The 13,600-nt window shown below is 48.0% G+C and carries 12 protein-coding genes; 9 read left to right on the top strand and 3 right to left on the bottom strand.

Annotation, left to right across the window (positions count from 1 at the left end):
* Positions 1–9 precede the first annotated feature (9 nt).
* From dapB to HQN79_RS05080, 9 genes are all read left to right on the top strand, one after another.
* Positions 10–810, top strand: a complete 801-nt coding sequence (gene dapB / locus HQN79_RS05040) for a 4-hydroxy-tetrahydrodipicolinate reductase (RefSeq protein ID WP_173284668.1) — start codon at positions 10–12, stop codon at positions 808–810.
* A 172-nt stretch (positions 811–982) separates the two neighbouring features.
* The gene (locus tag HQN79_RS05045) at positions 983–1,759 is read left to right on the top strand and encodes an NlpC/P60 family protein (RefSeq protein WP_173284670.1); all 777 of its coding nucleotides are present in this window, start codon (positions 983–985) and stop codon (positions 1,757–1,759) included.
* Positions 1,760–2,093: 334 nt separating this feature from the next.
* The gene (gene carA, locus HQN79_RS05050) at positions 2,094–3,227 is read left to right on the top strand and encodes a glutamine-hydrolyzing carbamoyl-phosphate synthase small subunit (RefSeq protein WP_275284712.1); all 1,134 of its coding nucleotides are present in this window, start codon (positions 2,094–2,096) and stop codon (positions 3,225–3,227) included.
* Between the two features lie 24 nt (positions 3,228–3,251).
* Positions 3,252–6,467, top strand: a complete 3,216-nt coding sequence (gene carB / locus HQN79_RS05055; RefSeq protein ID WP_173284675.1) for a carbamoyl-phosphate synthase large subunit — start codon at positions 3,252–3,254, stop codon at positions 6,465–6,467.
* 151 nt (positions 6,468–6,618) lie between these two features.
* On the top strand, positions 6,619–7,095 hold the full coding sequence (gene greA, locus HQN79_RS05060) for a transcription elongation factor GreA (protein WP_173284678.1): 477 nt from the start codon (positions 6,619–6,621) through the stop codon (positions 7,093–7,095).
* A 251-nt stretch (positions 7,096–7,346) separates the two neighbouring features.
* Positions 7,347–7,700 (top strand): hypothetical protein, encoded by a 354-nt coding sequence (locus tag HQN79_RS05065; protein WP_173284680.1) that lies wholly within the window; start codon positions 7,347–7,349, stop codon positions 7,698–7,700.
* A 119-nt stretch (positions 7,701–7,819) separates the two neighbouring features.
* The gene (locus HQN79_RS05070) at positions 7,820–8,617 is read left to right on the top strand and encodes a ferritin-like domain-containing protein (protein WP_173284683.1); all 798 of its coding nucleotides are present in this window, start codon (positions 7,820–7,822) and stop codon (positions 8,615–8,617) included.
* A gap of 113 nt (positions 8,618–8,730) precedes the next feature.
* Positions 8,731–9,642, top strand: a complete 912-nt coding sequence (locus HQN79_RS05075) for an ROK family protein (protein ID WP_173284685.1) — start codon at positions 8,731–8,733, stop codon at positions 9,640–9,642.
* Between the two features lie 11 nt (positions 9,643–9,653).
* Positions 9,654–9,989 carry a thioredoxin family protein gene (locus HQN79_RS05080; RefSeq protein WP_173284688.1) on the top strand — a complete coding sequence of 112 codons (336 nt, stop codon included), beginning with the start codon at positions 9,654–9,656 and terminating at the stop codon, positions 9,987–9,989.
* 21 nt (positions 9,990–10,010) lie between these two features.
* Here HQN79_RS05080 and HQN79_RS05085 read toward each other — a convergent pair whose 3' ends face one another.
* From HQN79_RS05085 to HQN79_RS05095, 3 genes are all read right to left on the bottom strand, one after another.
* Complete coding sequence (locus HQN79_RS05085; protein WP_173284690.1) at positions 10,011–10,871, bottom strand: SDR family oxidoreductase; 861 nt, start codon at positions 10,869–10,871, stop codon at positions 10,011–10,013.
* A gap of 142 nt (positions 10,872–11,013) precedes the next feature.
* On the bottom strand, positions 11,014–11,388 hold the full coding sequence (gene trxA / locus HQN79_RS05090) for a thioredoxin (protein WP_173284692.1): 375 nt from the start codon (positions 11,386–11,388) through the stop codon (positions 11,014–11,016).
* Between the two features lie 90 nt (positions 11,389–11,478).
* Positions 11,479–12,879 (bottom strand): class II fumarate hydratase, encoded by a 1,401-nt coding sequence (locus tag HQN79_RS05095; RefSeq protein ID WP_173284695.1) that lies wholly within the window; start codon positions 12,877–12,879, stop codon positions 11,479–11,481.
* Positions 12,880–13,600: the final 721 nt, after the last annotated feature.

The raw sequence follows: 13,600 nt of genomic DNA on the forward strand, positions 1-13,600 counted from the left end.
GATTGACAGATGAGAGTTGCAATTATTGGTGCCTCCGGGCGTATGGGAAAAACCCTGATCGAAGCGGTTAACCAAAGAGATGGCTTGACGGTGTCTGCCGCAATCGAGCGCCCAGACAGTTCATTGGTGGGCGCTGATGCCGGTGAAGTTGCTGGGATCGGTAAATTAGGTGTCAAGGTTGTCGGTTCGATTGAAGAGGTTGTCAATGATTTTGATGTCTTGATCGACTTTACTACTCCGGCAACGACTGTACATAATCTGGAAGTCTGTGTCGCGCACAATAAGAAAATTGTCATTGGAACTACCGGTTTCGACGATGCCGGTCTGGCGGCAATTGACTCAGCGGCGGAAAAAATTGCGGTCATTTTTGCGGCCAATTTCTCTGTCGGCGTCAATCTGTGCCTTAAACTGCTCGCTCAAGCAGCCGAAGTGCTTAACGAGGGCTATGACATAGAAGTGATTGAAGGTCACCACCGTCATAAAGTTGACGCTCCTTCCGGGACGGCCCTGCGGATGGGACAGGTTATAGCCGATACGCTAGGTCGTGACCTGAAAGAGTGCGCGGTTTATGGTCGTGAAGGGATTACCGGAGCGCGTGATCCGAATACCATTGGCTTCGCAACCGTACGTGCTGGGGATATTGTCGGAGATCATACGGTACTGTTCGCGACGGAAGGGGAGCGTGTTGAGATTACCCATAAGGCGTCAAGCCGTATGACGTTTGCCAAGGGCGCGGCTCGTTCCTGTAACTGGATTGCCGATAAGGACAAAGGTCTGTTTGATATGCAGGATGTGCTTAATTTGCGTTAATATTTATTCTGATTCAGTACCTTGTTATAAAAAGGAGTCTAAACATTTGGTTTAGGCTCCTTTTTTGCTTTGAGGGAGTAAAGGCTTTAACGCAACGGATATTTTGTTTAATATCAATAGAGTTAACCTTGAAATCATATACGTACAGGAATATTGACGGGCGGAAATACGGGTGCTGAAAACGAAAGTGGAACAGGTCAAACGGCAAGAATTTGCTTGTGAGCGCAGTGGTAGAAAACAAATTTCCTTCGCTGTCGGCTTGTCAGCGGTTCTGATATTTTCTGTCTCGGTTATTTCCGGTTGTTCTTCTACAGGGAAAACCTACGCGGTAGGTGAAGCGGCGTCAGATGATTCAGTGTCCGCTACGCTTGATTCGCCCAGCAAAGCTGGCGATTATTCTGCACAGCGTTCTGTGCATGGAGAGGTGGTCGATTTACACCTCTCAGCGGCCAAAAAGGCAACGCAAGGCGCGGATAGAGTTGGCAAACAGGCACAGGATAAACTGGATCGTTTGGCACAAAGTTTCTACCCGCAGTCCTCGTCCCATTTAAAACGCTCTCCCGTTGAGAGTATCAGTGAATCAGTTCCGACCCGTTTATGGCAGCATTACCGTCAATGGGAGAGTGTTCCGTATCGTTACGGCGGTGTCAGTAAAAGCGGAGTGGATTGTTCGGCTTTTGTGCAGATCGCTTTTAATCAGAAATTTGGTGTATCGGTGCCGCGAACTACCAGAGATCAAATGCGGGCCGGAGCCAAGGTATCGATTTCCAGACTGAAAGTCGGGGATATGATTTTTTTCAAAACCGGTCACCGAACCTTTCATAACGGTATCTACCTCGGAAAGCAGCAGTTTATGCACGCCTCCAGCAGTCGCGGTGTGATGATTTCTTCGATTGATCAGAATTACTGGGCGAAACGGTTTTATATGGCGCGAAGAGTATTGGAGTGAAATTACCGATTTCGGCTCTGATCGTCAAGGTAAAAGTGGTGTCGAATTTACAGACGGACAAACTTATACGGAAGTGGGTGAATTGTCGGGATTTATTATAGACATGAAACCGCAAATCGAGTAAAATCCGCCTAACTTTTAAATGACTAAAATTTAAGCCTTAAGGCGATTTATATGGGGTATTTAGCGGAGATGGCATTTAGTCATTCAGCATTCTAAAAACGGAGTGAGTTCCTGTGGGACTGGCTCCGTTTTTTTATATGTGCTGCACGCTACCCTGTATAGAGGCTGCTTAAACGTTGCTCACTTTGTTATTTCTCGGATGGACATATTAATGAAACAGGCTTTACTCGCGTTGGAAGACGGTACCCTTTTTTGGGGAACTTCGTTGGGTGCAGAGGGCGAAACTGTCGGTGAGGTTGTTTTCAACACTTCATTGACCGGTTATCAAGAAATTCTGACAGACCCTTCTTACTTTAAACAGATTGTCACTTTGACCTACCCGCATATCGGTAATGTCGGCGTGAATGAAGAAGATGAAGAGTCATCGCGTATTATGGCTCAAGGTTTGATTGTTAAAGACTGTCCTCCGCGCATGAGTAATTTCCGTGCCCAGAAGAGCCTGCCGGATTACCTGCAGGAGCAGGGTGTGGTTGCAATTGCCGATATTGATACGCGTAAGTTGACTCGTCTGCTTCGCGATAAAGGTGCTCAGTCCGGAGTGATTGTTGCCGGTGATGATATTGATGCCGATGCGGCAATTGCCAAGGCGAAAGCATTTAGCGGCTTGAAAGGCCTTGATCTGGCAAAAGAAGTAACGACTCCGGAAACCTACAGCTGGACTGAAGGAACCTGGCAACTTGGCGCAGGCCATAAAGATTGTTCATCCAACCAGGAATTCCATGTCGTTGCTTTCGATTACGGCGTAAAACGCAATATCCTGCGCATGCTTGCCGATCGCGGCTGTAAGCTGACGGTGGTTCCGGCAAAAACGACTGCAGCAGAAGTATTGGCTATGAACCCGGACGGAGTCTTCCTGTCCAATGGTCCGGGTGATCCGGAGCCTTGCGACTACGCGATTGAAGCGATTCAGGAAATTCTGAAAACCGACGTTCCGGTATTCGGTATCTGTTTGGGGCATCAGCTTCTGGCTTTGGCGTCCGGTGCGCAAACCGTAAAAATGAAATTCGGTCACCACGGCGGTAACCACCCGGTGCAGGATATGGATTCAAGCAAAGTAATGATCACCGCTCAGAACCACGGTTTTGCGGTTGATGAAAACAGCCTGCCGTCTAATCTGAAAGCGACGCATAAATCACTGTTCGACGGGACCCTGCAGGGGATTTCCCGTACCGATAAATTGGCATTCAGTTTCCAGGGGCACCCTGAAGCGAGTCCGGGACCTCATGATGTCGCACCTTTGTTCGACCAGTTTATTGACAATATCAAAACCGCTAAGAACGCTTAACGGATAACAATAGGATTAAAATCGATGCCAAAAAGAAGTGACATACAAAGCATTATGATCATTGGTGCTGGGCCTATTATTATCGGTCAAGCCTGTGAATTCGACTACTCTGGGGTGCAAGCCTGTAAAGCGCTGAAAGAAGAGGGTTACCGAGTCATTCTTGTGAACTCTAACCCGGCGACCATTATGACCGATCCGGGTCTGGCGGATGCAACCTATATCGAACCGATCGAGTGGAAAACGGTTGAAAGCATTATCGCTAAAGAAAAACCGGATGCGATTCTGCCGACTATGGGTGGGCAGACGGCACTTAACTGTGCCTTGGAACTGCATGACAAAGGAATTCTGGAAAAATACGGCGTTGAGTTGATCGGTGCCGATGCCGATGCGATCGACAAGGCTGAAAACCGCGACCGTTTCCGTCAGGCGATGACTAAAATCGGTCTGGATATGCCGATCTCCGATGTTGCGCATAACATGGAAGAGGCGTGGGCGATTCAGGAACGCGTTGGTTTCCCGACCATTATCCGTCCGTCATTCACCCTGGGTGGTTCCGGTGGTGGTATCGCTTATAACAAAGCGGAATTTGAACAGATTTGTAAGTTCGGTCTTGATCTATCTCCGACCAAAGAGCTATTGATCGAAGAGTCGATCATCGGTTGGAAAGAGTACGAAATGGAAGTGGTTCGTGACAAAAACGACAACGCCATTATCGTTTGTTCGATCGAGAACCTTGACCCGATGGGTGTGCATACCGGTGACTCGATCACTGTCGCACCGGCGCAGACACTGACCGATAAAGAGTATCAGATCATGCGTAACGCTTCTTTGGCGGTACTGCGCGAGATCGGTGTCGAAACCGGTGGGTCGAACGTTCAGTTCTCGATCAACCCGGATACCGGGCGCATGATCATTATCGAAATGAACCCGCGTGTTTCGCGCTCGTCGGCGCTGGCATCCAAGGCGACAGGTTTCCCGATTGCCAAGGTGGCTGCCAAGCTGGCAGTGGGTTACACGCTGGATGAGTTGCAGAACGATATTACCAACGGTGCTACCCCGGCGTCTTTCGAACCGACTATCGACTATGTGGTCACGAAGATTCCTCGTTTCACCTTTGAAAAATTCCCGCAAGCGGAGCAGCGTCTGTCTACGCAGATGAAATCGGTCGGTGAGGTTATGGCTTTGGGTCGTAACTTCCAGGAATCGCTACAGAAAGCGTTGCGAGGACTGGAAACCGATAAGAGCGGTTTCGACGAAATTCTTGATCTGGCCAATATGGATGAGCGTGTTGTTAAAGATACGCTGCGCCAAGAGTTGCGCAACCCGGGACCAGAGCGTCTTTGGTATGTTGCCGACGCGTTCCGTGCCGGCTGGAGTTTCGAAGAAATTTTCGATACCTGTCAGATCGATCCATGGTTCCTGGCGCAGATTGAAGAGATTATCAATCTTGAAGATGATCTGAAACAGCGCGGTCTGGACGCTTTGGATGAAGCGAACCTGCGTAAGCTGAAACAGAAAGGTTTCTCCGATAACCGTATTGCTCAGCTTTTGGATACGGATGCTGCCTTTATCCGTAAGTTCCGTCATACGTTGAATGTTCGTCCGGTCTTCAAGCGTGTCGATACCTGTGCGGCGGAGTTTGAGACTTCAACGGCGTATATGTATTCGACCTACGACGAAGAGTGCGAAGCCAAGCCGAGCGATAAAGATAAAATCATGGTTCTGGGCGGTGGTCCGAACCGTATCGGTCAGGGGATCGAGTTTGACTACTGCTGCGTGCACGCGGTCATGGCAATGCGCGAAGACGGTTACGAAACCATTATGGTTAACTGTAACCCGGAAACGGTTTCAACCGACTACGATACCTCGGATCGCCTGTATTTCGAACCTTTGACACTGGAAGACGTGTTGGAAATCGTTGAAGTCGAGCAGCCGAAAGGCGTTATCGTTCAGTACGGCGGTCAAACGCCTTTGAAATTGGCTGAAGATCTTGAAGAAGCCGGTGTTCCGATTATCGGTACTTCTCCAGAGTCAATCGACCTTGCTGAAGACCGTGAGCGCTTCCAGAAGATTCTGAATGATCTGGATCTTCTGCAACCGCCAAACCGTACCGCGACTTCAACCGAGCAGGCGGTTATTCTGGCGAATGAAATCGGCTATCCACTGGTGGTACGTCCGTCTTACGTTTTGGGCGGTCGCGGTATGGAAATCGTTTACGATGAAAGCAATTTGCGTCGTTACATGACCGAAGCGGTCAAGGTTTCCAACGACTCACCGGTTCTTCTGGATCGTTTCCTTGACGATGCGGTTGAGTTGGATGTGGATGCGGTTTGCGACGGCGAGCAGGTCGTAATCGGCGGAATTATGGAGCACATCGAACAGGCGGGTATCCACTCCGGTGACTCGGCGTGTTCGATTCCTCCGTACAGTATTTCCGACGAAATTCAGGATCGTATCCGTGATCAGGTTGAGAAGATGGCCAAAGCATTGGGCGTTGTCGGTCTGATGAATACGCAGTTTGCGGTTAAAGGCGATGACATTTATGTGCTTGAAGTAAACCCTCGTGCTTCGCGTACCGTACCGTTTGTTTCCAAAGCGATCGGCCACCCGCTGGCGAAAATTGCAGCCCGCTGCATGGTCGGTCAGAAACTTCAGGATCAGAACTTTACAACCGAAGTGAAGCCTTCTAACTACTCGGTTAAAGAAGCGGTCTTCCCATTCATCAAGTTCTTGGGTGTGGATCCGATTCTTGGGCCTGAGATGAAGTCGACCGGTGAGGTTATGGGAATCGGCGATAATTTTGCCCAAGCGTATTCCAAAGCACAGTTAGCTGCGGGTACCGTTCTTCCTCGTTCCGGAACCGCTTTCTTGAGTGTGCGTAAAGCGGATCGCGTCCGTGTTGTGGATCTAGCCAAGCAGCTGATCGACCGCGGCTTCAAGATCGTTGCAACTCGCGGAACGGCGGCATCCTTGCAGGAAGCCGGAATCGATTGTGAAGCGGTAAACAAAGTAACTGAAGGTCGCCCGAATATCGTCGACTCGATCGTCAATGAAGAAATCGATCTGATCGTTAATACTTCCGACGGTTCGGTCAGTATTCAGGATTCGTCGAGCATCCGCCGCGAAGCACTGATGCATAAAACCTGTTACACCACGACGATTGCCGGTGCTTTTGCAATGGTTGCGGCAATGGCGTACCTGGATGATCAGCCGGTAACCCGATTGCAAGATATGCACTAACTTTATTTGGTTAACACCCACGGGAGGACTTCCATAGGATTTAGAAAAACGACTGAATTTGATGGAAGTATGCAACCCGGACGCCAAAGCAGATGCTTTGGCGTTTGTGTTTATGGCAAAATGAAAACAGACTGCCGTTAAAGGAGAGAAAATGAATAAACATCCGATGACCAAAGAAGGCGCTGATGCGCTTAAAGAAGAATTAAACCGTTTGAAAAAAGATGAGCGTCCCCGTATTACCGAGGCGATTGCCGAAGCGCGAGAGCACGGTGACCTGAAAGAAAATGCGGAATACCATGCCGCACGCGAACAGCAAGGGCTGGTGGAAGCGCGTATCAAGCAAATAGAAGGCATTCTTTCGCATTCTCAGGTTATTGACGTCACCAAGCTGCCGGATAATGGCAAGGTGGTTTTTGGGGCGACCGTTACTTTGCTTAATCTGGATACTGAAGATGAGGTGACCTACAAGATTGTCGGAAACGAAGAGGCGGATATCAAGCATAACAAAGTCTCTGTCAGTTCCCCGATGGCGCGCGCCTTGATCGGTAAAGAAGAGGGCGATGAGGTGCAGGTTCAGGCGCCGGGCGGTAACATCGACTATGAAATCGTTGAGGTGCAATATATCTAAAGGCACGCTTTTGTGTCTGATAGAGATACGCTGTTTCCGTAGCTTGTGTTGATAAGTGACGCTTTTTATCACAGCAAATATGAACTAATACACTTACGTTTTTTAGATGATAGATTAGCTGTTCGTTGGATAAATAATGTTTATAAGCATTTCATTATTTTCTAACATCAAGCGGGTTGCAATTTGGGGTGAAAAGAGTCAGAATTGACGCGTTTAAGCGAAAACGATTAAAACCTCGGAGTTTACATTAAATGAAAAAGATGACTTTGAAAGCTCTATTCATCTCAGCAGCGGTAGCTATGTCAGCTAACGTACAAGCTGAAGATGTATACAGTCAGTGTCTGGCGGATGCGGAAACCGTAATCGCAACCGCAAAGAAAGATGGTAGTACAGCAGCAAAAGCAGTAGAACAAAAAACTACTGTTGAGCAATGCTATGCTGAAGTTGATAAAATCGAAGCAAAATACGGTGACAAAACTGTTGCTGTTAACCCTTCTTCGGTTATGACTCCAGAAGATCGCCTTAAGTGGTCTAAATTGATGGATGCTATCGACGCTAAGAAGTATAAAGGTACTCGTTACCTGATGGCAGCCTACTACCGTTAATTAAAACGGAAAGAATACAGTTATTGCGCTAAAAGCCGGTCTTTTGACCGGCTTTTTGTTTTTCATTTATCGTAAAATTCGTCAGTTTAAAATAATTTGGAAATCCGAGAAAATCCCAAATGAGCAAAAATCTTTTCAGTACCGTTTTAACTTGCCTGCAAGAGGCGGATCTCAACCGTAAAGTGAAGCAGTTAGATCAGCTTCTACAGGACTGGACCGAAGACCGTTTCGATATAACGCCAACCGAAGAGATTATCCGTATTCCTGATCCAGGCCGTCCGTCCAAGCCGGAACTGGTTTCGCCCAAAAAATTGCCGCGCCGTGGATTGGGCACAACAGAAGGGCATGCAGCTCTAATGCACTCCATAGCCCATATTGAATTTAACGCCGTTAATCTCGCACTGGATGCGATTTACCGCTTTCAGGAGATGCCGCGACAATACTACGGTGATTGGTTGGGTGTGGCCGGGGAGGAGTCTTATCATTTCCAGATGGTGCGCGAGCATCTTTTTCATCTGGGGTATGAGTACGGGGATTTCCCGGCGCATGACGGTCTGTGGATGACGACTTACCAGACAGATCATAATCCCTTGGTGCGGATGGCGCTAGTGCCAAGAACGCTGGAGGCCAGGGGGCTGGATGTGACACCGGCGATGATACAGAAGTTACGTGCCATCGGTGATAAGCGCGGCGTGGAAATTCTCAAAATACTGTTGCGCGACGAGATCGGTCATGTCGAGGTCGGTACACGCTGGTTCCGTTACCTTTGCGAGCAGAGAGGAGTCAATCCATTCAAGACCTTTCAGGAGATTATCGAGCAGTACTTTCATGGTGATTTGCGCGGACCCTTCAATATCGAAGCGCGCCGTGAGGCGGGCTTTAGCGAGCAGGAGATTCAATGGCTGGAGTCTTTATGATCTCTGGCAGTTCGCCGTTTTATTATAATTGACGGTAATAAAACCAATTGATTACTAAGTAGGTCGTGGTAGCCGTTGATGTTTTTTTATTCTTTGGTGTGTAAAGGATTGGTATGCGGCTTGGAATTGATTTAGGCGGAACCAAGATTGAGATTATTGCCTTGGATCACTCCGGCAATGAAGTTTATCGGCAGAGGATTGCGACGCCACAGGGAGATTATGCTGCAACTCTGGATGCGGTGGTTCAATTAGTCGAGAAGTGCGAAACCAACTTAGGAAGAAAAGGTTCGCTTGGTGTTGGTATTCCCGGTGCTTTGTCGAATACGACAGGGTTGGTCAAAAACGCCAATTCGATCTGTCTGATCGGCCAGGATTTGAAAGGGGATCTTCAAAGACGTCTTCACAGGGAGGTGTTTGTCGCGAATGACGCCAACTGTTTTGCGCTTTCCGAGGCGGTAGACGGCAGTGCAAAAGGCGCTAAGGTTGTTTTTGGCGTCATTATCGGCACCGGCTGCGGCGGTAGTGTCGTTGTGGATGGTCAAACTCTGAATGGTGTTAATCTGGTGGCCGGAGAGTGGGGGCACAATCCTTTGCCCTGGTCATGCGCAGAACAGCATTTTTCCTGTTATTGTGGCCACAAAGGCTGTATTGAGACGTTTCTTTCCGGTAGTGCGTTCGAAAAACATTTTCAGCTGCGTAGCGGGCAAAGTCTTAATGCCGAGCAGATTGTTGCCTTAGCTGAACAGGGGAATCCTCTGGCTGAAGCGATGTTGCAGGATTATGTGGTCTGGATGGCGAAAGCTTTGGCGTCGGTGATTAATCTGGTCGATCCGGATGTTATTGTTCTCGGCGGTGGTATGTCGAATATACATCGCTTGTACGAAGAAGTACCGAAAATCTGGGAGCAGTGGGTTTTTACTGATGAACCCGTGTTAACTCAACTTTTGCCGCCTGCTTTCGGTGATTCAAGCGGGGTGCGTGGTGCGGCGTGGTTGGCAAATACCGTTTTAGCGGATAATAAGTAAGAAGGAAAAATATGCTGAATATCGAGACGTGTGAAGAATTGCAGAACTTAAAGCAGCAGAGTGAGGCTTTGCTGGTTCTGTACGGCGGTAGCGAGTGTAATGTCTGTCATGCGATTAAACCGATGTTGATCGACCAGATTTCCGAGCATTATCCAAAAATGCAGATGGCCTATATCGATTGTCACAAAACGACCGAAGTCTGTTCGCAGGAAGGTATTTTTTCATTGCCAGTGGTACAGGTGTATTTTACCGGGCAGAAATTTATCGAAGAGGTGCGCAGCTTTAGTTTGCAGAAGCTGCGCGATGATATACAACGACCGTATCAGATGCTGTTCAGCGAGGCTTGATTTCGGGAATTTGCAAACCGGTTAGCGTTTGCCGTCACCGCCCGCTTTGCTTAAGAGCTTATCAAGAGTCCGGTTGGGAAGCAGCCGTTTCAAAATGGCAAATGCTTTGGTCGGCACTGTCACTCTATAACGGATCCGAGCCCGTTTGCTTTGCAAAGAATGAATAAGGGCTTTGTAGACGGCCTCAGGCCCTAAAGTGAAAGGCGCGCTCGGCCCGACGGTTTCCAAACGGTTTATCATTGCCTGATATTGCTCTTGATGTGCGCTGGTGTCCGGATTAATCCATTTTTTAAACTGTTCAAAAGCATTCTTTCTGAAGTCTGACAGAATCGGTCCCGGTTCGATCAGACTGACTTGGATATTGTCTTTTCTAACCTCCAGCCGCAAAGTATCGGCAAACCCCTCGATAGCGAATTTGCTGGCATTGTAGGCACCGCGATATTGCATCGCAGCGAATCCCAGAATTGAACTGTTGTAGATGATTCTCCCTTGTCCCTGCTGACGCATGATCGGCACGATTCTATTGGTCAGCTCCTGCGTTCCGAAGACATTGGTTTCAAACTGGTGGCGCATGGCGTCGCGACTTAAGTCTTCAACCGCGCCGGGAAGTCCGAAAGCACCATTATTGAATAAGGCATCAATCTTACCGCCACTTAATTGCAGCGCCTGTTCAAGCGCCGTTTTAATCGAATCGCTGTCCGCCAGATCAAGTTGGATTGCGGTGAATCCCTCTTTCTGCAAGCGTTCAACATCCTGCGGATTACGGGCAGAGGCGATGACGCTGTAGCCAGCTTGATCAAGCTGTTTCGCACAGTAATATCCGATGCCGCTGGAACAGCCGGTGACTAAAATCGTACTTGGGGGTAAAAGGCGTTGGTTCATGAAGGGGTCTGGTTTGTCTCTAATAAGCTGTATTTTATACTACAACTAAGTGGAATTGATTAAGCGAGAGGGTGATTTGCTGTGAACGCTCAACGCAGATATAAAAAAAGCCGCAATTGCGGCTTTTTCGGCGAAAAATCGCTTATTGTTGTTGCTCTTGCTGGGCTGCAGCGACATCTTTGCGAACTTGTTCCATATCCAGTTCACGCAGTTGTTTGATACCTTCTTCAAGTGCATTCCCAGGAATGGCGCCTGGATTTGAGAAAACAACGATTTTTTCGCGCATAAAGACCAAAGTTGGAATTGAACGAACCTGGAACATCGCCGCCAGTTGCTCTTCTTCTTCAACATTAACTTTGCAGAATTTAATGTCTGGGTGCTTTTCCGCTACTTCCGAAAATACCGGAGCAAACTGTTTACAAGGACCACACCATTCAGCCCAGAAATCAAAAATAACGATATCGTTATTGCTAATTGTGTCTTCAAATTGCTCGGTTTTTAGATCGATAACGGCCATAGTGGTTCCTTTTAAAGTTTTAAAAATTTCAGGCAACATTGTAACAACTCAAATATTGCCTGTAAGCATAAATTGGCTGCGTTTCCGCCTTTAATCTACCTTAGGATTTCCGCCTTCGGTCAATAGGGCAGGATTGAGATACTGCTTAAGCGTCGCTTCATCCAGTTCCGTCATTTCGAGAGCGACTTCCAGAACAGGACGACCAGAAGCATAGGCTTCTTTTGCGATGGCTGCACCTTTTTCATAACCCACCAGTGTGTTCAGAGCGGTGACAAGAATCGGGTTAACCTCCAGAGCCTGATTGATGTTTTGCTGATTGACAGTGAAACCTTTAATGGCCAGATCTGCCAGTTGAATACTGGCATTAGAGGCAATCTCGATGCTTTGCAGCAGGTTGAGCGCAATCATCGGTAACATGACATTCAGCTGGAAGTTACCCGCTTGAGCACCGACCGTGATGGCCGTATGGTTACCCATAATCTGAGCGGCAACCATGCACACTGCTTCCGGAATGACCGGGTTGACCTTGCCAGGCATAATGGAGCTTCCCGGCTGCAGTGCCGGCAATTGAATTTCGCCAAGTCCGGCTAATGGCCCGGAATTCATCCAGCGCAGGTCGTTAGCGATTTTCATTAGGCTGGCGGCAAGCACATTCAACTGACCGCTGAGTTCCAGAGCGCTGTCCTGCGAGCTCAATCCGATAAACAGGTTGTCCATCGGTTCGAAATGAATGGCGGTAATCGTTGCCAGATTGGCGCAGACCAGTCGGCTGAACTGCGGATCGGCATTCACTCCGGTACCGACCGCCGTACCGCCTTGAGGCAGTTTCTCAATGCGTTTCTGAGTGTCTTTGAGGCGGGCGATATTATCTTCGATTTGTGCACGCCAAGCGGAAAGTTCCTGGCTAAGCCGAACTGGCATGGCATCCATCAGATGCGTTCTTCCGGTTTTGACCACGGCATCCAGTTCCTGTTCACGATCCTTGATGACATCGCAAAGATGACGTAAAGCCGGTAGCAGCTGTTCTTCCAAAGAAATCGCTGCGGCTACGTGAATACTGGTTGGGATAACATCGTTGGAACTTTGGCTCATATTGATGTCGTCGTTCGGGTGAACTTCGGTTCCGGTTAGCTTTTGTGCCAGAGAGGACAAGACTTCATTGACGTTCATATTGGTGCTGGTTCCAGAGCCGGTCTGGAATACATCGATCGGGAATTGATCCAGATAGCCGCCTTTGATCACGGCATCCGCAGCTGCTTGAATGGCTTCCGCTTTTTCCTCGCTTAATAGACCCAGTTCGCGGTTGGCATCAGAACAGGCGAATTTAACAAAGCAAGCCGCTTTGATAAAACTGGTTGGCAATGGGGTTCCACTGATTGGGAAATTATTGATCGCGCGTTGCGTCTGGGCTCCGTAAAGGGCGTTTTCAGGAACTTCCAGGGTTCCCATGCTGTCTTTGACTGTGCGGGTTTTAGCTGAGGAATGTGTCATGGTATTTCGTCTTTTAAATGTTAAGCGTTGTCGTTTAGATTAAAAATCGGGTTTAGCTCGGGTATTTCAAAGGTCTGACAAATCAGAGGCGAGTAAATGCGCATATTTTACGCAGTCTCAGTGTAAAAACCTAGTGAGATTTGCTACGAATCAGGTTATTCAAGCCGTATTGAGCGGTAAATTCAGAAATAAATTGATTTGAGTAAATTATGGTAAAAGAAATGGACTCTTTACTTATAAAGTCCGTTACATTGGGCGCATAAAGTTGCAGAGGTTGGGGACGGATGCCAAGCGGAGATGCCGGATAGACCGCATTGCGTAAGGTTCAGATTGCTTGGGCCGCTGTTCGGAACGCCGTCGAAGTCCAAGAAGATCGCTTCGGCCTGTAGTGAAAATCCGCAGAATTTCTTGGTAAAAATGATTCGTTTGAGTTGATTGTATATTATTGAAAATAATAATAAAACTGATCTTTTTACGTACCCTGGTGGTATAATTTTATCAGTAGTTTTTGATTTTCTCCCGGCCGCGATGGCGGAAGCTTGGCGAGTGTTTAATTGTTTGCCCATTCTTGAAAATCGGCTCCTTAAGCGTCTATTTTCTGAGTAATCGCATTCGGCAAGCGTGAGTAAAGTTTACTGAGATCATAAAAACGGCTTAAATCCGCTTTATCTGCTCGAAAATTCCTTGAGGATTTAGCTTCTCTTGGGAATAATTCAATTAA

It is taken from the genome of Thiomicrorhabdus xiamenensis (assembly GCF_013282625.1).
Taxonomy (GTDB): Bacteria; Pseudomonadota; Gammaproteobacteria; order Thiomicrospirales; family Thiomicrospiraceae; genus Thiomicrorhabdus; species Thiomicrorhabdus xiamenensis.

What these genes read in the sequence shown, in the direction of transcription:
- dapB (WP_173284668.1), top strand. Translation starts at nt 10, where the DNA reads ATGAGAGTTGCAATTATTGGTGCCTCCGGGCGTATGGGAAAAACCCTG.
- carA (WP_275284712.1), top strand. Translation starts at nt 2,094, where the DNA reads ATGAAACAGGCTTTACTCGCGTTGGAAGACGGTACCCTTTTTTGGGGA.
- carB (WP_173284675.1), top strand. Translation starts at nt 3,252, where the DNA reads ATGCCAAAAAGAAGTGACATACAAAGCATTATGATCATTGGTGCTGGG.
- greA (WP_173284678.1), top strand. Translation starts at nt 6,619, where the DNA reads ATGAATAAACATCCGATGACCAAAGAAGGCGCTGATGCGCTTAAAGAA.
- HQN79_RS05065 (WP_173284680.1), top strand. Translation starts at nt 7,347, where the DNA reads ATGAAAAAGATGACTTTGAAAGCTCTATTCATCTCAGCAGCGGTAGCT.
- HQN79_RS05070 (WP_173284683.1), top strand. Translation starts at nt 7,820, where the DNA reads ATGAGCAAAAATCTTTTCAGTACCGTTTTAACTTGCCTGCAAGAGGCG.
- HQN79_RS05075 (WP_173284685.1), top strand. Translation starts at nt 8,731, where the DNA reads ATGCGGCTTGGAATTGATTTAGGCGGAACCAAGATTGAGATTATTGCC.
- HQN79_RS05080 (WP_173284688.1), top strand. Translation starts at nt 9,654, where the DNA reads ATGCTGAATATCGAGACGTGTGAAGAATTGCAGAACTTAAAGCAGCAG.
- HQN79_RS05085 (WP_173284690.1), bottom strand. Translation starts at nt 10,871, where the DNA reads ATGAACCAACGCCTTTTACCCCCAAGTACGATTTTAGTCACCGGCTGT.
- trxA (WP_173284692.1), bottom strand. Translation starts at nt 11,388, where the DNA reads ATGGCCGTTATCGATCTAAAAACCGAGCAATTTGAAGACACAATTAGC.
- HQN79_RS05095 (WP_173284695.1), bottom strand. Translation starts at nt 12,879, where the DNA reads ATGACACATTCCTCAGCTAAAACCCGCACAGTCAAAGACAGCATGGGA.